Consider the following 21,061-nt stretch of genomic DNA (forward strand, 5'->3'; position numbering starts at 1 on the left):
TTCCCCGATCCCCCGGGGCAGGCGGATGGGCAAGAGGTGTTACTCCACGATAATCTTGGCGATCATTCCGCTGTGGCCGGAGCCGCACATGATCGCGCAGGTCATCTCATAGGTTCCGGCCTTCTCGGGCACAACCACCTTTGAGGAATTCTTGGTATCCAGCCTCAGCTTCATCTCGGGCACCAGGATGCCGTGATTGCCGCTCTCGTTCACGAAGGTGATTTTGACAGGGACGCCCTGCTTCAGATGATATTCCTCCTGGTCGAAGCTGTAATTGGTAGCGGTAATGACGATTTCCTCGTCTGCTGTCAGATTACTCTCCGAAGCTGCGTTGTTAACGCTACCAGAATTGCTGTTGCCGTTGGCTCCGCAGGCGGTAAGCAGAAGGGTGAGCAGCAGAGAACCAGCCATAGCGGACTTCCTAATCATATGCATCCTCCTCAATCTAGCATTTTACATTAGCATAGCGTAAATCTGCCGGGTTGTCTCGGGGAATCTATGCGAGCATACCAGACGGCTATCCCTCTGCAAACTTTGTCGAAATTTGCAAAAATATGATGCAAAAGAATTTAAAATTCTTTATAATTAAAGCTGTTGTATGATCGGATTATGACTTGGCTGAGAAGTAGGGGATTTACATTAATAGCGCCCATGAAGCGGAACGTGCGGAGAAATGGCACCGCCGGATTTTGAACGGATATTGGATGATTGTGCTCTGCCTGCTGGCTGCCCAGTACCTCTTCGTACTGTTCTCCCGCTCTGCTGACTCTGCGGTGACCCTTAGCCCCGGCAAAGGGCATATGTTCATCGCCTGCAACGTGATGATTATAGTGACTATGGCTTCTGCGGAGATCTGGCTGCGCCGGTCGTGCCGTTATCATAAGCAGGCGGTTGTTGTCTGCGGGTTCATTGTTTCCTATCTGATGTATTTTGTGCTGGAGCCTTATGTAGACGGTGCGCAGATGACGGTGATGATGCCGATTATGATTGCCTTGATCTACTTCGACCACCGGCTGCTGTACTCTCTTGGGGTCTTTAGTACGATATTCTATGCCGTTATCTACTTCGCGCTGGAACGGCCGCTGCTCGGCAAGCCGTTTTTGGAATTCCTGCTGGTCGAGTGTGTGTATATCATCTTCGGCATCATGGCGCGGGCGGTAATCATCCGGGGGCGGGAGACCCGCGAGTACCTGGAGCAATTGACCAAGTCGGAGCAGGAGCTGATGGTTGAGCGGGCCATTTCCGACAAGCTGCTGAAGATGGACGCGCTGACCGGACTGTACAACCACAAATCGTTCCATGAATATCTGGATTCGCTGCTGGAGCAGTGTGAGAGCAATAGACTAAGGCTGCAGCTGGCGTTGTTTGATATCGATAATTTCAAGCATATTAATGATACGTACGGACACTGGGTCGGCGACCTTGTCCTCAAGGAGGTGGCGGCGAAGGTGAACAGCATGATCGGGCTGAATGACTTCGCGGCAAGATATGGCGGGGAAGAGTTCGCAGTGATTTTTACGGACAAGAATGTTCACGACGCTTATGCTGTGGCCGAGCACATACGGGCTGGCATTGCAGCGATGGCTCATCCGTATGCCGGAGGCAAGCCGATTACGGTCAGTATCGGGTTCTGCCATTACCAGCTCGGGGACGGCAAGGAAGCGCTGTTCCGCAAGACGGACGATGCCCTCTACACCGCCAAGCGGAGCGGCAAGAATACTGTTGTTGTGTCCGGTGTGGCCCATGGCGATGATCCGCTGATATCCTATGCCTAAGACAAAGAACCCCCAATGTCGGATGAATCCGGGAGCTTGGGGGTTTCGTTTGTCCGCTTGCCTATTTGCCCGCTTCGAACGGTGTGGAGACCGGAAGGAAGAGGTCAATAATACCGATGACCAAGGCGGCAAGCAGAGCGCCGAGAATCGAGACACTGACACCGCTGACGATGAACTGGGCAATCCAGATGACCAGGGCGCTGACCAGGAAGCCGACGATTCCTCGTCCGAAGGGCGTTGTTTTTTTGCCGAAAATCCCTTCAACCACCCAGCCGAGCAGAGCGATCACCAGCGCAAGCATGAAGGCACTCCAGAAGCCCCCGACTGTGAACTGCGGGACGATCCAGCCCACCACCATCAGCACGATTGCTGCCACTACGAAACGAACCACATGACCTAAGAATCTCAATGAACTAACCTCCTTTGGCGTTCGCTTAAGGATATGTGCGTTGTTATTGTGGCCCTTATACACTTTATTATGCCCAGAAATCATACCCAAATAGCGAAAATGGGCTAAATTAGGTATAATGGTTCCATCTATGAAGGGAGCTGTGACGGTAATTGGACGACAAAATTTTGCATACGCTTGAATATCGCAAGATTTTAAATACATTGATGCAGTATACGCAGACGCCGATGGGACGGCTCAGGGCTGAAGCGCTTACGCCTTCCGGTGATTTCGAGGGAGTGAAGCTGCTGCTGCAGGCGACAGATGAAGCGGTGAACGTGGACCGGCTGAAGGGGATTCCTTCATTCGGCGGCGTGACCGATATCCGGCCTGCGCTCAAGCGTGCCCAGATCGGCGGAATGCTCGGAACCACGGAGCTGCTCGCTGTCGGGAACACGATCGGCGGAGCCCGCCGGGTGAAGCGGTTCCTGAATGCCATGCATGAGGATGAGAATATTCCGATGCTGTATGCGCAGAGCGATCTGCTGTCCGAGCAGAAGCCGGTGGAGGATGCAATCCGCCAATGTATTGATGAGAATGCTGATATTATGGATTCGGCCAGCCCGGAGCTGGCGAATATCCGCCGCGAGCTGCGCGGCGGCGAGACCCGGATCCGCGAGAAGCTGGATTCGATGATCCGCTCGTCTTCGGTGTCGAAGATGCTGCAGGATCAGCTGGTTACCATCCGCGGGGACCGGTTCGTCATCCCGGTTAAGGCGGAGTACCGCGCCCACTTCGGCGGTATCGTACACGATCAGTCCGGTTCGGGGGCGACGCTGTTCATTGAGCCGGAATCGATTGTGGCGATGAACAACAAGCTGCGGGAGACCCGGCTGCGCGAGGAGCGGGAGATCGAGATTATTCTCCACCGTCTGACTGCACTTGTCGGCGACATTGCCGAGGAGATGACCTATGACATCGACATCCTGGGTGACCTGGACTTCATCTTCGCTAAGGCGCGTCTGGCGCGCAGCATGAAGGCGATCCAGCCGCGCATGAATGACCGCGGCTATCTGCGGCTGCGCAAGGGCCGCCATCCGCTCATTCCGGCCGAGCAGGTCGTGCCGCTGGATGTGGAGCTGGGCAACCAGTATAGCTCAATCATCGTGACCGGCCCCAATACAGGCGGTAAGACGGTTACGCTGAAGACGATCGGCCTGCTCAGCCTGATGGCGATGTCAGGCTTATTCATTCCGGCAGAGGAAGGCAGCCAGCTCTGTGTCTTCGATGCCATCTATGCAGATATTGGCGATGAGCAGAGTATTGAACAGAGTCTCAGTACCTTCTCCAGCCATATGACCAATATTATCTCCATTCTGAAGCGGATGACTCCGAAGAGCCTCATTCTGCTTGATGAAGTGGGCGCAGGGACAGACCCGGCGGAAGGCTCCGCGCTGGCTATTGCCATTCTGGAGCATATCCACCGTACTGAATCGCGGATGGTGGCAACGACCCACTACAGCGAACTCAAGGCTTATGCCTATGAACGCGCAGGTGTAATCAATGCCAGCATGGAATTCGATGTACAGAGTCTGAGTCCGACGTACCGGCTGCTGGTTGGTGTGCCGGGACGAAGCAATGCGTTCGCGATTGCCGAGCGGCTCGGGATGCCAAGTGCGATTCTGGAACATGCACGCGGCGAGGTCAAGGAAGAGGATCTGCGCGTAGAGCATATGATTGCGTCCCTCGAAGAGAACCGCCTGACCGCCGAGAATGAGCGCGAACGGGCGGAAGCGGTCCGCCGCGAGGCGGAGGAATTCCGCAAGCGGCAGCAGCTGGAGCTGGAGAAGCTGGAGAGCCAGCGCGACAAGCGCCTGGAGAAGGCCGAGAAGGATGCCAGCGATATTCTCGCCAAGGCGCGCAAGGAAGCCGAGGAGATTATCAGCGACCTCCGCCGTCTGGCGATGGAGGAAGGGGCCTCTGTCAAGGAGCATAAGCTGATCGAGGCGCGGCGGCGTCTGGATGAGGCGGAGCCTGCTCCGCGTAAGAAGGCGGTACCGCGCAGCACCTCCAAGGCGCCGCGCAAGATTCAGCCTGGGGACGAAGTCAAGGTAGCGAACGTGAATCAGAAGGGCTTCGTGGTTGAGCTGAGCGGCGCGAAGGAAGCGGTTGTACAGTTCGGCATCATGAAGATGAAGGTGAACCTGAGCGATCTGGAGTTCGTCGCCTCTGCCCCGGATAATCCGCCGCCGGCGCTACGCCGGGCCACAACCGTCAAGCGTACGCGCGATGAGAGCATCCGCAGCGAGCTTGATCTGCGGGGGGCGAACCTGGAGGAAGCCATTATGGAGACGGACCGCTTCATCGACGAAGCCTTCCTTGGTAATCTAGGGCAGATCTCGATTATCCACGGCAAGGGGACGGGCGTTCTGCGGACCGGGATACAGGAATATCTGCGCAAGCATAAGCATGTCAAAAGCTACCGGCTCGGGAATTACAATGAAGGCGGCGCAGGGGTTACCGTGGCTGAACTGGAGTAGCAGCCTTACATTCCGGCAGAAAGAGGGAGAAGTATGCAGGATAATATAGATCATTTGCTGGAAACTCCGCTGGGCGCGCTGCTCGGTTATTTTACGGTGGCCACTGTGGGCCTTGTCGTCTTCCTGTCTTTCTTTGAAATGGTGACGAAATACAAATGCTGGGAAGAAATCCGTAAGGGGAACGTGGCTGTAGCGATGGCGACCGGAGGCAAAATCTTCGGAATCTGCAACATCCTGCGCTTCAGCATCGAAGCAGGGGCGTCGATCTATGAGACCATGAAATGGTCGCTTGTAGGCTTCCTGCTGCTCTTGCTGGCTTACTTCCTGTTTGAATTTATGACTCCGGTCTTCTCGATTGATGACGAGATTGCTGCAGATAACCGGGCGGTGGGACTGATCGCGCTGCTGATCTCCGTCTCTCTGTCCTATGTGATCGGTGCTTCTATATTCTAGAAGGGGGAGCGGAGCTTATGAAGCTATTGGTACGGATTCTGTTCTTGTCCGCTCTGGCTTTTCTGGCGGCCGGCATCATCTATTTAACTGTGAATTGAACCGAATGTGAAAGACGAAGGAGATAGTGACAGATGGAAACAACAGTATGCCCATGGTGCCATACCGAGATCGTATGGGACGAGGAGTTCGGCCCGGAGGAGACTTGTCCTCATTGCAACAATGAGCTTAGCGGTTACCGCACGGTAACGATTGGAGCCGAGGATCTGGAGGATGAAGAGCCGGAAGCAGAGGAGAGCTCCGCAGATGATGTGGTGAGCGATGACCATCTGTGGGATGACGAGGATAAGGAAGGTGTCGTGCCGATCTTCAATACGCTGGTCCAGTTCGGTGACGATTATGACCTGAAGCGTTACGAGCAGAGCGTCTCGGAGATTCTGGCAGCACAGCTTGAAGCACCGGAATGTCCGCAATGCCATGAACTTATGCTCCATTCCGGAACGCAGCAGGTGGAGGGGTTCACCCCGGCAGCACCGGAAGCGCTGGGCGGCGGCTCCGTCCTGAGGGCACCGTTCGCGCTTAATCTGTTCGTTTGCCCTTCCTGCTTCCATGTGCAGCACAGCCTGGCCCAGGAAGACCGTATCCAGCTTGTGCGTAATCTGAGCAAGCCGGCCAAATAATTGATTCATGATTTCCCTGCCGGTTGGACATCTTAGTTAGAGATGAGTAACCGGCAGGGAGGATTCGCATGACAAGTTCAGTTCGGAGACAGGCGGCGCTGCTGCTGGCCGTAGGCGGGCTCTATCTGCTGGCTACGGTGCTTGCGGGGACGTTCCTGAATGTATACCTGTGGAAAAGCCGCCAGAACTTCGCCATGCTCGGCTGGTTTACGGTGGCACAGCAGATTGCCGTAGGCTTAAGCTTCTGGCTGGGCGGCAAATGGGTGAAAGAGCATAACAAAATGAATGCCCTGCGGCTGGGAATTGCCGTATCGGGCTTTTTTTATTTGCTGGTGCTGTGGCTGCGGGGCGATGCGGTTCATTACATCTGGCCGCTGGGCGGGATTCTTGGCCTTTCGATCGGGTTATACTGGCTAGCCTTCAATATTGTGTTCTTCGAGATCACGGATGCCGCGAACCGGGATTTCTTCAATGGCTGGATGGGGCTGCTTGGTTCCTTGACGGGCATCGTCGGCCCATGGGTCTCAGGCTGGTTGATCTCCTTCTGGCACGGCGACCGGGGGTACCGGATCGTCTTCATCCTGTCGCTCTGTATCTACGGCGCTGCAGCGCTTCTTAGCTTCGGCCTCCAGCAGCGTCCGCGCGGCGGGGCCTACCTGTGGCTGGAGCCCTGGAACGAGCTGCGCCGCAAGGGCAGCCCGTGGAGACCCGCCGCGGCGGCGCTGATGTTCCAGGGCATCCGCGAGGGCGTGTTCTCCTTCCTGCTCGGGCTGCTTGTCTACATTGCCGCGCAGCAGGAGAGTAAGCTGGGGCAATACGCGCTGATTACCTCAGCCGTCTCCCTAATCAGCTATTACGCAGCAGGCAAATGGTACAAGCCCCGCGCCCGCCGCCGCAGCATGCTGGCTGGCAGCCTGCTGCTGACCGGTTTCGTCCTTTCCCTGCTGTGGAAGGTCAATTATACTACCTTGCTGGTGATGGGCATTGGCACCTCGCTGTGTATCCCGCTCTATATGCTGCCGATGCTCTCCACCACCTTTGATCTGATGGGCGTCTCCGAGGAGAGCGCCGGCAAGCGCGTCGAGCTGATGGTGCTCCGGGAGCTCAGCCTGATGAGCGGCCGCCTCCTTGGCCTGCTGATCTTCATCGCCGTGCTGTCGCAGAGCCAGTCTCTGCGTACCATCACGCTGCTCGTTCTGGTGCTGGGTGCAGCGCCGGTTGGGAGCTGGGTGGTGTTGAGGCGGGTGCTGGAGTATAACGTTCACAAAAATAACAATATTATATGATTCAAATATAGGGTATTATTGCCAAGGTGAGTATAGATTGTAATTGAAGAGAATTTCAAACGGATTATTATGAATGAACCATTAGAACTAAAAAGGCAAACCTGGACGAAAGCCAGGGACGCAAAGCCACGGGCCTTAACCACAGTGCGGGAAAACAACACTCTGTGACTGGCAGCCGGGCCGCTCTTTCCGGTGGTTTTTTTGCGCCCATTTTTTGCGTGAATTCATTTTATTGAGCGGAGGTCTTTTATGGCAAATAGGAAAAGGTTTATAAGTAAAGTATTGTGTTTCATTATTTTGGCCCAATTTCTCACACCTTTTGTGGGTTTCTCCGGAATGGAGATATCTGCACAGGACAGTATGATCAAAATCCGCTTCCAGCCTGAAGAAGTCTCTGTCCAGGACGGGGAGCTTGCAGACTTTGGAGCCACTTTTGGTGAAAGAGGCAATTACTCTTACGGCTGGAACATGGACCATACCGATACTACAGTCTCAAGAGATACATACGACAATTCGGGCATGAGCAGCCTGACACGAATCCATCCGGATGGGAAATGGGAGATTCTACTAGACAATGGTACATATGAGGTCTCGGTAACCGTAGGAGACTCTGTTTATAGCAGCAACAATTCCCTTGCACTAGAGAATATCAACGTTATGGAGGGTCTGTCACTTGAAGCCGGGGAGCATAGAACAATCAAGAAAAAGGTCGCTGTCGAAGATGGAAGACTAACATTAAGTCAACTGAGTGGTCCCGGCATAGAGACTGCTCTAAACCGCATTGATATTTCATTGGTGAATACATATACCCCCACGTTATTGCCGCCTCAAATCCGCCTTCCTTTTGAACCCAATAAGGTTGTTGGAGACAAAGTTCTTCTGTCTGGAAATATGACCAATGTACATAACGCTCCGCCGTTTATTAAGGTGAATGGCCTGCAGGGAGAGATCTCCCGGCATATCCGTGAACAAATAGAATCCATCGGACAACAAATACAGCAGCATAGCAAAAATGCAGTGGCAATAAGAAATGCTGATATTGAAACGATTCAAAGCTCTATCCGCTCCATCGGCAACAAGCCTGCAGTGATAGCAGTAGGACAGTTGAATCTAGAATCAAGTGTAACCTTCGGCAGTGAAGAACAGCCGGTCATCTTAATCGCAGATGGCATCAATACGAACCGGAATCTGAATCTGACAGTGTACGGATCGTTGATCCTCCACGGAGGATTGAATGCAAATACGGAGTTAGATATTAATGTGATCAACCTTGCACAGGATGAGAAGCTTGGTAATCTATGGGTCCAGGGGACCGTGCATCTAAATAATAATTCCAATGTACATGTAGATAATGAGCTGTTTGCCGGTTCTTTGGTTTACAACAATGGCTCTCTCGATCTATCGGCGAAACGGGTATTAGTACAGGGCAACATGAACATCAATACTCTGGTAACTATGAATGTTGATGAGGAAATGTCGGTAGGAGAAGTGGTCTCCAATAATTCAAAAGCAGAACTGAATGTAACCCAGGGAGATCTGTTCGTCCGGGACAATGTAAGTGTGAATAATCATCTGAGTATTACCACTGGCGGGTTATTTGCCGTAGGCGGTAATGTCATTTCTAACCAAAGACCTATTATCCACACCGGGAATGAAGCACAGGGACATACATTATTAAAGTATGTTTTATCAGGCCTAAAGGCTGAGTACTACAGCAATAATGATTTTACGGGCAAGAAGGCAGTGAAGGTTGATGATTCTATCTCTCTATCAGGGCAGCCTCTCCTGGGTGTGCCGGGAATAGCGGACCAGCGCTTCTCCGTAAGATGGACAGGGCAGATTCAACCTAACTATACAGACCAATATACTTTCTCGGTTAGAACGTCAGGCGGAGTCAGACTTTGGGTGAATGATCAGCTCCTGGTCGATGCCTGGACAGCGAAGCAGCATGTGGAGCAAGGAACCGCCATGCTCGAAGCCGGCAAAAAATATGACCTGAAGATGGAATACGCGAATGATATGGGGAATCCTCAGGCCAGCTTATTGTGGGAGAGCGAGCAGCAGCTTCGTGAAGTGGTTCCCTCTGTATCTTTAAGACCTTTTTCTATACCCGCAGTACATGCAAGCGCAACCGACTCAGCCATTACACTGAACTGGCCTTCTTTGTTCAATGCGGACGGCTATGAGGTGGAATTTGATAAGGAAGTCACCGTTCTTGGCAGTGAACCTGGTTTTGTCAAGGAGGGACTTAGTCCGGGAACTGAGCATTTCTACCGGATGCGGGCCATCAGTGGTGACATCAAGGGGGAGTGGTCAACAGCCTCGTCTTACTGGACCTTGCCTGCGGCTCCCTTGAATATTCAATTGAATGCAACAAGCCATACCATTACTCTCGTATGGGAGCCGGTAACCGGGGCAACCAGTTATGAAATAGAGGTTAATAACAGCACGAAGAATATAGGACCGGTGCTGACTTACCAGGAGAATGATCTGAATCCTAACATGCCCAAAGTATTCCGTATCCGGGCGGTGAACAGCAGCGGAGCAGGAGCATGGAGCGAAGTGGTTACGAAGACTACTCTGGTTGGAGTCCCTTCCAAGCTGCAGGGAACGGCAGATGAGCAGTCTGTTCATCTGCACTGGGATGCTGTATCAGGAGCCGCCTCCTATGACTTGGAGATAGACGGAACCATTAGTAATAACATCATGGATAATTCGTATATACATGACAACCTGCAATCTAACAGCAAGCACAGTTATCGTGTACGGGCTAAGAACGATGATGGAATCAGTGAATGGAGCGAGCCCATTACAGTGTATACTGCGCCTGGAGTTCCTCAGAACCTTGCAGCGCAAGTGGAAGGAAACTCTGTTCATGTGACCTGGGATCAAGTGGCCGGGGCCACAGGATATGACATCGAGGTAGATAGTGAAGTGCTGGATAATGAATTGAAGCTCGAATTCACACATTCACAGCTTCCGTTGAATTCAGAGCATACCTACAGGGTGCGGGCCAAGAATGAGAATCGAGTCGGAAGCTGGACGAAAACGATGGTTTATTCCACTCATGCGGGAGTTCCTAATAATATTCAGACGTTAGCTAACAGCAACGAAATTACCATAACTTGGGATATCGTTGTGGGTGCGTTAAGCTACGATATTGAGTTGGATGGGACAACAATTCGCAATGTCGCGGATAACAGCTACATCCATAAGAAGCTGGCGCCCTTCTCTACGCACAAATATAGAGTAAGAGCAGTTAATGCGGCAGGATCAGCCGAATGGAGCGGATACGTATCAGCAACCACTACCTTTGGCAAACCCTCTAATCTGAAGGCATTAGCCAAGAATACAAGTATTGAGCTTACATGGGATAAGGTTGAGAATGCGACTGGCTACGATGTTCTGGTGGATGGCGAAGTTCTGAGTAATGAAGAATCATTATCCTATAAGCATACCGGATTAGAACCCTATTCCTGGCATAATTACCGGGTTCGGGCTAAGCATGGCAGCTTCCTTGGAGAATGGAGCGAACCTCTGACGATTTCAACAGTGCTCGGTATTCCGGGAAATGTAAAGACAGTAACCAAAAGCAATCAAATTCTCTTATCCTGGGATTCTGTTACTGGCGCTACCGGCTATGAAATTGAAGCGGACGGCACAGTTATAGACAATGGCAGCAAGGTTACTTTTACACACACCGGATTGTTGCCAAACACTAAGCACAGTTACCGGATACGGGCCAAGAACACTCAGGCCGTCAGCGATTGGAGTGAGTGGACGACGATTGTTACTGGTGTCACCGCACCAGAGGTGCCGAAGAATCTTAGAGGCGAAGTGACGGTGAACTCCGTTCAGCTTGCCTGGGATTCCGCGAATGGCGCATCCAGCTATGATGTGGAAGTAGATGGACAAGTCATTTCGAATTCCAATCAGCTCGAATACACACACAGCGGACTTGAGCCCAATACAATGCACGCTTATCGCGTTCGGGCTAAGAATGCAGGAGCGACCAGCGACTGGTCAGAGCTTTTGAAGAAAACAACAACTCCTGCAGTAACGATCAAGCCGGAAAAAGATACTCAGCTCAACTTTGTAATGATTATCCCTTATAAGAGTGACAAATCCGAGCGCAGAGTTACGGTCACCTATAATGCCAATGATCTTGAGGTCATGGATCTGCGGGCAGAGACTCCGGACATGGAGCTTGGAACTGGCAGTATTGCAGGCACACCAGTAAATGTCATCCAGTTTGAACCGGGAAAGATTGTCTTCAGTGTACTGATGAGCAATAAAGCTGCGATGAACACAATTATCTTCAATGCGAAGACGAATCAATTTACTAAAGTAACCTATACCATAGAATAGATTCAAGGTGGTAGGAGAGGAACTATGAAAGATATGCTAAGAAAATGGACATCTATTTTATGTGTTTTTGTAATGGTTACGTTGATTCTATTTCCAGGCGGGACACCGGTTAAAGCAGCAGGGGAGTCTAATATTATCAGCTTTGCCGATCTTCACTTTGATGGGTTCAGGAAAACGGCTGAATATGTGTCAGACATGGGTAATATTGCAGAAATCACGTTGGACATGCCGGGAATTACGCTCAAGAATATTCGCTTTGATCTATCAACAAGACAAATGATCTACGACATCGCCTTGGACCATGCAGCCGTTATGACCTCAGGCTCAAGAACCCGTTGGGACAATGGATATCAACGTACAAGATACTTGGACATAGCTGTTTATGCGAGTAATTCGGGCAATAGTTCAAGTGCAGACTACTATACACATACAAGTGTAGAAAATTTGGATTGGAATTTCACTACCAGCAACACATTCATATCTAATGCAAGTGATTTTGTTGCGCAGCATGGGGGAGAACTGACTGGTGGAATTCCAACAAAGATCAGCATTGGGGTATATGCAGGGGATAATAACCATAGGCCAAATGAGCCTTCTAATGGCTGGAGAAACTCACTCTCTGAGTATCTCCCGGAGAAGAACCTTACCTCCAATGCGGCCCCTACGATTACCATACCAACACCGAACGGCCAGCAGCTCGGTCCAAGCTCTCTGTTCGTCCCTGTGATAGGGGTAACAGATTCTAACGGTGATGCGCTTGAGCTGAAATACTATATGGACTCAGAGGCAGCAGCAAGGGAAAGTAAGACGATAACGAATACAGCTACCACTCAAAATGTATCTTTTAACCCGTTGAACATAGCAGCTTTATCGGAAGGCAGCCATACCATCCGCTTTACTGCCAGCGACGGAAAAGCCACCACCCAGAATTCGGTTACCATTGTTGTAGATAAATCACCACCTGTAATTGGAAATGTCAATATCATTTCTTCCGACTCTCAGGTTCAAGTATCGGGAACCGCGGCAGATGCTATATCTGGGCTGGATAACGTTCCTTATCGTTATACAGTGGGAAGCCAGTCGAGCGGCTGGACCACAAATCCAAGCTTTACGGCAACAGGATTAACCTCCAATACCGCATTTTACACGAAGATTGAAGCGAGAGATACAGTGGGGAATATCGCTGTTCATGAGCAGAATGTCTATACGAGAGCGCAGGTTCCATCACTATCTGTTCAGCAAAATGGTGAAACCTCGCTATTGATGCAGCTTCATGATCAGAATGCCGCTTCAACCCAATATTTAATTCAGACGGGTACTGCTTATGTTAATTCATCCGGTACGCTCACCTCTTCACCTGTATGGGTTACCCCGTCTGGCAAGGCTGTAGTGATTAACGGATTAACAGCCAATACCTCGTACTCCTTCCAGGTGAAGGCAAGGAATAATGAAGGGCTGGAGACAGCATTGGGAGGTCCGGCAACCGGAACTACATTAGCCGCTGCACCTGAAGGAATGACTGCGGAAGCTTCACAGCAATGGATTAAGCTATCATGGCCGCCATCAGCAGGTGCGTTAGCTTATGAGGTAGAGGCGGGGGGAACAATTATCAATAATGGAACTTCCACCTCATATACGCACAATGGATTATTGCCGAATACTCAGCACACCTACAGAGTTAGAATTATTAATCCGGGAGGTGCGGGTAGCTGGAGTCAGGCTTTTACTCAGATGACACTGCCTGAACCGCCGGCTTCACCACTCAATCTATTAACTGTCCCTTCGCAGAAATTCGTTTCATTAACTTGGGATCTGGTTCCTCAAGCCACACGGTATGAAGTAGAGGCAGACGGAGTTGTGACGGACAATGGAAAGCTTAACTCCTTCACGCACAAAGATCTGGAAGCCTCCACAGAGCATACGTATCGTGTGCGAGCCGGTAACGCAGGAGGGGTGAGTGAATGGAGCGCACCCGCTGTGCAGCAGACCTGGCCTAATCCGCCAGAGACCCCCACGAAGATATCTGCAGTGCAGGATATTCATACGGTAACTGTGAACTGGGAGGAGATGGACCGGGCCAGCGGCTACGAGATTGAAGTGGACGGGCTAATTATCTATAACAAGCAGATGACCAGTTATACGCATGAAGGATTAGAGGCGCTGAGCGGTCATACTTACCGAATTCGCGCTGTTAACATAGGAGGCAAAAGTAAGTGGAGCTCTCCTCTGGATGTAACTACCCACCCGGAAATACCGGATGTACCCACGAACATCATGACTACAGCGGATGAAGGACAGATTACAGCATCATGGCACAATGTTCCTCATACGGATAGCTACGATATTGAAGTGGATGGCGGGACTATAATCACGGTAAAGGATAACGTGTTCGTGCATGACCAGCTTGCTGCAGATTCCAAGCATACCTATAGAATCAGAGCCGCAAATATTAGCGGGACCAGCGAATGGTCCAAACCGGTAACCATGACTACCATGCCTGCAGGAATAAACACAGAATCCCTAACCAATGTAGTAGCAGTAGTGACAAACAAGTCGATTACCCTGTCGTGGGATACGGTTGCAGCGAATGCACGATATGAAATAGAAGTGGACGGCAAAATATTGGATAACGGTGCAGATACCATTTACAATCATACCGGTCTGAAAGCAGAAGAGTACCATCTCTATAAAATCAGAGTGAAGCAAGGCACTGAACGTGGAGACTGGGTGGCCGTACTGGCGCTCTCTACACTCCCTAACCTGCCTGACGCCCCTTCCAAAATAGAGGGATTCGCTCAAAACAACTCGATTGAATTGCGTTGGGAGAAGATGGAGGGGGCTAATGGCTACCAGCTTGAAGTAGACGGGAAGACGATTGATGTCGGCAACAATATCACCTATCTGCATAACGAGCTTGCTTCAGGAACCGCCCATACGTACCGGGTAAGAGCGAAGAATACGACAGGGGTGACTGCGTGGAGCCCATCCCTGCAGAAGAGTACTACCAGTCCGGATTACGTTCTTAAAGTGAAGAAGGATCAGGAAGCTAGTCTGACACTGCTGGCTCAGAATGTACAGGATTTCAGTGAACTGGAGTTTGTAGTGACCTATAATCCCGATGAGCTTGAATTGATCGACTTATATGATTTCACTCCAGCCAGTGATCTCGCTAATGGAAAGATTCCCGGTTCTAATCTGGCTGCCACCTATGCCCCCGGGACAATCACAATTTCCATGGATCAGAATGTTGTCCCTGGAACCTCCTGGTCTGGAGAGATTACGACGCTCACGTTCAAATCGAAAATAACGGGCGACAGCAACGTAAAAGTTACAGTAGATTGAATGATACCGAAGGAGAATGGTAATGATCCGCAAGCGAACATACAGATATATATCCATTGCAATCATAGTCGCGTTGCTGGCTGAAGCTGCAATTGTGACCTTTCCAAGGCTTAGCCGAGAATCAGCGGTACAAGAGTCTTCCCGGCAACAAGATGAACAAACGGCCGCAGAGCTCTCGAACCTGAGCGGAGTTGCCGCAGGTAAAATATTAGAAATGAAAAAATCGGGCTCTTCCTGGAATGAAATTACGGAGACTTTAAAGCAGCAACTCCCGGCGAACAATAATGAGGATAAGCTGGGACGCTCAACTCTTTTGCATGAGGCGGGGCTAGGTGAGGAATTGCTTAAGGAATTGCGGCAGAAGGGCTTTCATGATGATGAGATTATGGAAGCCAAAATGCTGGCAGAGAGAACCATGCAGCAGTTAAAGGAAGTAGTCAGCAACGCAGCGTCTATGGTGGAGAAACCGGAAGCCTCCGCTGAACCGTCCGGCTCAGCGGAGGAGGTCATGCAGTCTGCATTCGTAACGATTAATGAGCAATTTAATGAGGGAGAGGCCGTTACTCTCCTTCTTACCTTGCAGCAGGAGTTCGGTTCCCTGGAGGCCGTAATGAATGAATATTTACTGTCGCTTCAGCTTGGGCTGAATCTCAAGGACTATATCACTGATCCCAAAACCTATCAGGAAACTAAAGAGCAGCAAACGATCACGCTCAAAGATAGCGAGATGGTCACGCTGGACGCTCTGGAGAAGCGGATGCTGGAGCAATTGCGGCAGGCGAGTGAAGCACCCGACCTTGAAGTTGCAGAGAAGGTTAATGCCCCCGGAAATATTGTAACCGAAGACACGGAGTCACTGATTCCGGATATTAATCCGCCTACGGTGCAGGATGTAAGACCGGAGAATCCGGCTGAAGCGGTCAGACAAGAGATTCAGGCGATGAATCCTAATTACAAATAGAGGAGTTAAGAGGAATGAACAAACGCAAGGTCATTCAAGCTTCTGCTTTAATCATCATTCTGGTTCTGGTATTCCAGGCAGGAGTATTTGCCTATGCCAAGGTGGCCGTTACTCCTAAGGCGGAGACTGAGGAAAGTCAGGAGACGAATTCGGGACCTGTTCAGTCTGAAGTGGTTCGGAGTACATATGACCAGTTCCTGAAGGAATTCAGTGTTCAAGAGACATACCGTAAGCAGATTGAAGAGCTGGTTGCCGGCGGTTATAGCCGTGCTGCGGTCATGACCGCTTATGACTTTTTATACCACAATTTCGGTAATGTGAATGATTGGACCGCTATGCTTGAGGCCAGAAATACAGGCAAGACCTGGGAGACGCTTTTCACACAATATCGTGAGACCCATAAGGAGTTTATCCCCAGATCCTTCGAATCGGAAGAACTAGAGCTTCTAATGCAGGTGCAGGGAGCGAATTCAGACGATATTATGATCGCCGACAGACTTTCTTTCGTAACCGGCAAGCTGTTTGGAGATTTACTGAATGCGAAGCTGAAAAGTGGCAATTGGAGCAGTGTTTTTGAACGGGAAAAGGTATTGTACAGCGGAAATCCGTTTCCTAGAGTTCAGATAACAGAGGAAGAAGTTCGTAAGTATACTGGGCAAGGCAAGCTTTCTGATCAGCAGGTTACCCATGCCTTTGTCCTCGCACAGAAGCTTGGAGAGTCTGCCAAGGTTGTAGTGACTCAAGTGGCGCAAGGGATTTCAGATGAAATAATCATGGCCCAAAGTTATACGGAAAAGTACGGGCAATAATTTAACAGGCAGACGGAGGTAGCTTTGTGAAGAAAGCATGGATGCGAATATCATTGGCTTCTTTTATCTTGATGATGTTTTTCTTACCGGCGGCAAGCGCCGAGACTTTACAGGATCAGCTCAATAATCTGGTAGGTCCTAAGCAAAAGTATAACACTATGCTCTCACCGGCTTATTTGCGGACAAATGAAACGGTTGAAGAGATTAGCCCGCAGAGCGGCTCGCTGACGATCACTCAGACGGACTATGTTCTGCCCGGCAAGAACGGACTGGATCTTGAGTTTAAACGTATCTATAAGAATGAAGCGGCCAATGTGCAAGAGATGGAAGTAAACTACGTAGATGGAGCCTGGGTAGACAGGGCCTTCTCGTATGCCAAAACCTCCTCCTTCTATGAAGACAGATATAACCTGGGAATGGGGATGCGCTTCTCCTTCCCGAATATGGAGATAAAGGAGAATTCGGACGGCTCCAGCCATAAGTTTTTGCATACAGAGAGCGGAGATGTCTACCGTCTTAAGCCAGCGAATCTGGACGGAGCCTATGTATTTTTGCCGGAGGGCCAGACGGTTAAGGATGTGGTAGTCCGTGAAGCTGCCTCTTATAAGAATGGGCAAACGGATGGAACCTCGAAGTATGTAATGACAGGCAAGGACGGAAAAAACACCTATTTCGCCGAGGATGGCCGGATCTTGGGTATCGTAGACCGGTACGGCAACACTATTAATTTTCAGTATGAATCATTGAGTTATTATATGGATGGCCATTCCATTACCAAGAAGCTGATCTCCAAGATTACGGATTCAGTGGGCCGTGACACGACGATTGAATACAAAGAGGATGTCAAATATACCGTAGGTCCTGCCAGCATTGACTCTCCTGTAAGTGCAAGCAATTATTACAATGCATCGCAAAGCCCGAATAATACGGATTCCGGAGATTTGAAGGGGAAATTCCAAGTGATTCTCCATCTTCCGGGCGATAAAAGTATTGTCTATGACAAATCAGCGGCGCTTGTGAATGACTCGAAGCATGTCATACGTACCCGGCTGCAGCGGGTGTATGATACAGATGCCAAACCGAAATACATGTTCTGGTATGAGCAGCCGGATCTGGGTTTCACCTATTTCAATAAAGATAAATATTCCGCCTATTCCCGTTACGAGAATCTTGTATTGGTGGATGAATTGAAAAGCAATAAAGCGAAGAGCTTTGTATATAACACCTATACCAGAAGGCTGAATGAAGGCAGTATGCAGTACAGAAAGATTTTTGAGAGTAATGATTTGATCAAAAAAGGGTACGATTCGGCCAAATCCAGCTTTCTGGATAAATTCATCACCGATACCTACAACAAGAAGACCTATACTTACACCAATGAAGCTGACGGATATGGCACCGCAGATTACAAGCAGGATGATAAGACCTATCTTAAAGACACATATCGTTACTACACAACGATCACCGATGTTAACGGCAGCACGGTCAAATATACATACAACGGTAATCAGGAGCTGATCCTTACAGAGAAGCTGGGCAAGAATCATAAAGAGACCGTGACCAGTGAGCATGATGAGCTGAAGCTGGTCAAGAAGCAGGAGACCCTTGTCTATCAAGTGAATAACGGGCAGGCTACAGGGGAATCGGTCCGTTCCATTGAGAACTACCGTTATGACGAGTACGGCAATATGACCAGTCATACCGGACCGATTGCAGAGCGTGACAGCAAGGGGTATCCGGTGAACAATGAACACACTGAACTGTATACCTATGATATTAATAAATTTCATGTTCTGACCCAGAAGACCTGGAAGCTGGACGAAAATACAACGGCTCAGACCAACTATGAGCTGGATAGTAAAGGTAACGTAATTAAAGAGAGTAGAGCTACGAATGATCCGGCGAATCCCTGGCTGATCACAGATTACGCTTATGATTCCTATGGCAATCTAATCCGCAAAACGGCCCATGACCGTTCGCAGGATTTCACCACTTACTATGAGTATGGTATGGACGCAAATGGTACAAACACCAACGGAGCTTACCTGACCAAGCAATATCAGCAGGCGGATGGCAAGACCTATGCCAAAACCTATGCCTATGATATGCAGACCGGCAATATCGTCAGTGAGATCGACGCGAATGGCAATAAGACTTCGTACCAGTATGACGCAGTAGGCCGTGTACTGAAGAATATCCGGCCGGACAATAAGGCACTGCAGTACGACTATCATGAGAGCCCGTATGCCAACTTCAAGATTCAGTATACCGACGCGGGGAATTACAAGTATCTGAATGAGTATGATATTGAGGGGAATTTGTTGAGCCATAGCATCAATGATCAAGGCATATGGAAGCGGTTGTCCACACTGCAATATGATGCTTTTGGCAATCTGACTAAAGAAATTGATAGTAATGGACACAGCACACGCTACGCTTATGACAGTAATCAGCAGATTGTAGAGAAATCGTTCTATGACAATGACAAGGCACTCAAGAGTGCTGTGAAAATTGATTATCAGATTAACTCTGCTCCACAGTATCCGATGCTTATGACGATTACGAATGAAGAGGGTTATGGTAAGAGGTATTATTATGATCTTGAGAATCAGTTGGTCAAGCAAGAGGTTACGCCGGATCGCCAGAATTATTACGCCTCAACCTTCACTTATGACTATGTGGGCAACCTCTTAACTGACACTGACGAAGGCAATCATACTACACGATATACTTATGATTCCTTGGGGCGAAAGATCAGTGCCACTGATGCTCTGGGTAACAAGACAGATTACGGTTATAATGCGATGGAACAACCGGCCTCCGAGAAGGCACCTGGCGGTAAGATTACAGAGTGGATCTACGACGGGCTAGGCAGAAACATCACTCAAAAAATCTATCAAGCGGGTGCCAAGGATTATTTCTATACCAATAGCCAATATGATGGGGTAAATAACAGAATTAAAGTCATGCAAGGGCTGTATTCAGCAGGAGTTAGCAGGGATTCCTCAATTGTCTCCTATTCATACGATTCTTTAAACCAAGTGACTGAACAGTACATCAGCGTGGATTCCACTACCCGGTCACACACATCTAACGAATATGATGCAAATGGTAATAAAGTAAAGATCATAGAGTATGCAGATTCAACTGGCGTTAAGCAGATCGTGCAGAATTATCAATACGATTTTGCCGGAAATATAACTTCAGAGACAGGATCTTCTATAGAAAAAATGAATGATGGATCCATTGTAGAAAGAGGGGCCTATAAGACATTAAATGAATATGATCTCGAAGGCAATCTGCTGAAGACGAGGCATTTCAATGGTACAGGTTATGATACTGAGGAGAATACATACAACTATAGAAATCTCAAGGTATCTTCCTCCAAGCCGTTTAATGACAAGGGATCTATAATCAGTCGTTATCAATATGACAAATCCGGCAATTTGGTTACCGAGACAGCAGTAATTAACGGAACTGAGCACACAACTTCCTATACCTACGATGGATTAGGTTTCGCAAACGGTACAACTGATCCTCTGGGAAATTCAACCCGATATCTTTATGATACGATGGGCAATTTGCTTAAAACGGTGGATTCAAGGTACTCGTCTCTTGCTATGGAACAGGCTCCTGGTATTGAAAATGAATATGATGCAGACAACCGGTTAATTAAGACCGTTGCCTTTGACGGGACTAACCGTGAGGTCATTGCTTACAAGGAATATGATGGCAGGGATAACCTTATTAAGGATGTGGACGGAGAAGGGTACAATGCCACTCATCCAGAGCAGTCTATAGGTGTGTTATCCCAATATAATGTTATTGACAAGCCTATAGAGATTATCTCTGCCCAAGCTGCTTATGACAATAAACAACTGGGTTCCCGTAAAGTAAGCAAACAGCTTGCCTATGATGGTTCTGGTAATGTATTGAGTGAAACTGATGGGCTTGGCCGTACTACTTCATATCTCTATGATCTTGGAGGCCGGCTGAAGCAAACCACTTATGCTGACGGCTTTCGGACGATGACTGATTACGACCTTACAGGCAAATGGATGACTATTAATACAGATAAAGCAGGACAGCAGACCAAGAGCTATAATACTATTTTTGGAACTCCATATCTAATTGAATATCCGGACGGCACCTCTGAGTCCTTCCGTTATTCAGCACAAGGCGAATTGCTGGAAAGCACAGACCAGAATGGAAAGTCTAATTACTATGGATACGATCTGGCAGGCAACCAGGTATCCAAAAAAGAATATATTCGTGCGGATGAGACCAATACGTATTACCGGCTCACCGTTATGAAATATGATGAAGCTGCTAAATTGCTCTCATCAGAAACCTTCCAACTCACCGTCTCTAAGAAAAATGGAGCTGTAACCCAGTCTATATAAGTTGAACTAGAATTATTCAGTAAGTCGGTCGTTCTCTAAACGAAGACAAAGACGATCAA

The 21,061-nt window shown here is 49.3% G+C and carries 12 protein-coding genes and 1 riboswitch; of the genes, 10 read left to right on the forward strand and 2 right to left on the reverse strand.

Annotation, left to right across the window (positions count from 1 at the left end; translation table 11 throughout):
• Window positions 1-39: 39 nt before the first annotated feature.
• A complete protein-coding gene (locus tag K1558_RS23590; protein WP_238654270.1) occupies window positions 40-429 on the reverse strand; it encodes a cupredoxin domain-containing protein in 390 nt (129 codons plus the stop codon).
• A gap of 260 nt (window positions 430-689) precedes the next feature.
• Here K1558_RS23590 and K1558_RS23595 point away from each other — a divergent pair, with 260 nt between their 5' ends.
• A complete protein-coding gene (locus K1558_RS23595; RefSeq protein WP_238654272.1) occupies window positions 690-1,775 on the forward strand; it encodes a GGDEF domain-containing protein in 1,086 nt (361 codons plus the stop codon).
• A 61-nt stretch (window positions 1,776-1,836) separates the two neighbouring features.
• Here the strand turns inward: K1558_RS23595 and K1558_RS23600 are convergent, their stop codons facing one another.
• Window positions 1,837-2,184, reverse strand: coding sequence for a phage holin family protein (locus K1558_RS23600; RefSeq protein ID WP_238654274.1), 348 nt, complete (start codon window positions 2,182-2,184; stop codon window positions 1,837-1,839).
• Window positions 2,185-2,336: 152 nt separating this feature from the next.
• Between K1558_RS23600 and K1558_RS23605 the strand changes: the two genes are divergently transcribed.
• The 9 genes from K1558_RS23605 to K1558_RS33105 all read left to right on the forward strand — a co-directional run bounded on the left by K1558_RS23605 (window position 2,337) and on the right by K1558_RS33105 (window position 21,002).
• A complete protein-coding gene (locus tag K1558_RS23605) occupies window positions 2,337-4,703 on the forward strand; it encodes an endonuclease MutS2 (protein WP_238654277.1) in 2,367 nt (788 codons plus the stop codon).
• Between the two features lie 33 nt (window positions 4,704-4,736).
• On the forward strand, window positions 4,737-5,156 hold the full coding sequence (locus tag K1558_RS23610; protein WP_238654278.1) for a DUF350 domain-containing protein: 420 nt from the start codon (window positions 4,737-4,739) through the stop codon (window positions 5,154-5,156).
• Between the two features lie 131 nt (window positions 5,157-5,287).
• Window positions 5,288-5,833 (forward strand): hypothetical protein, encoded by a 546-nt coding sequence (locus tag K1558_RS23615; protein WP_238654280.1) that lies wholly within the window; start codon window positions 5,288-5,290, stop codon window positions 5,831-5,833.
• A gap of 68 nt (window positions 5,834-5,901) precedes the next feature.
• Window positions 5,902-7,119: an MFS transporter gene (locus tag K1558_RS23620; protein ID WP_238654281.1), complete on the forward strand. Its 1,218-nt coding sequence runs from the start codon at window positions 5,902-5,904 to the stop codon at window positions 7,117-7,119.
• An 84-nt stretch (window positions 7,120-7,203) separates the two neighbouring features.
• Window positions 7,204-7,307: riboswitch (cyclic di-GMP riboswitch) on the forward strand.
• A 61-nt stretch (window positions 7,308-7,368) separates the two neighbouring features.
• Window positions 7,369-11,487 (forward strand): fibronectin type III domain-containing protein, encoded by a 4,119-nt coding sequence (locus tag K1558_RS23625; RefSeq protein WP_238654283.1) that lies wholly within the window; start codon window positions 7,369-7,371, stop codon window positions 11,485-11,487.
• A 24-nt stretch (window positions 11,488-11,511) separates the two neighbouring features.
• Window positions 11,512-14,829, forward strand: coding sequence for a fibronectin type III domain-containing protein (locus K1558_RS23630; RefSeq protein WP_238654284.1), 3,318 nt, complete (start codon window positions 11,512-11,514; stop codon window positions 14,827-14,829).
• 22 nt (window positions 14,830-14,851) lie between these two features.
• Entirely contained in the window at window positions 14,852-15,790 is a 939-nt protein-coding gene (locus K1558_RS23635; protein ID WP_238654286.1) for a hypothetical protein, read from the forward strand.
• A gap of 14 nt (window positions 15,791-15,804) precedes the next feature.
• On the forward strand, window positions 15,805-16,599 hold the full coding sequence (locus K1558_RS23640) for a hypothetical protein (protein WP_238654288.1): 795 nt from the start codon (window positions 15,805-15,807) through the stop codon (window positions 16,597-16,599).
• Window positions 16,600-16,625: 26 nt separating this feature from the next.
• On the forward strand, window positions 16,626-21,002 hold the full coding sequence (locus K1558_RS33105; RefSeq protein WP_238654290.1) for a hypothetical protein: 4,377 nt from the start codon (window positions 16,626-16,628) through the stop codon (window positions 21,000-21,002).
• The last annotated feature ends 59 nt before the right edge of the window (window positions 21,003-21,061 follow it).

This window comes from Paenibacillus piscarius (genome assembly GCF_022234545.1).
GTDB lineage: Bacteria > Bacillota > Bacilli > Paenibacillales > Paenibacillaceae > Paenibacillus_AQ > Paenibacillus_AQ piscarius.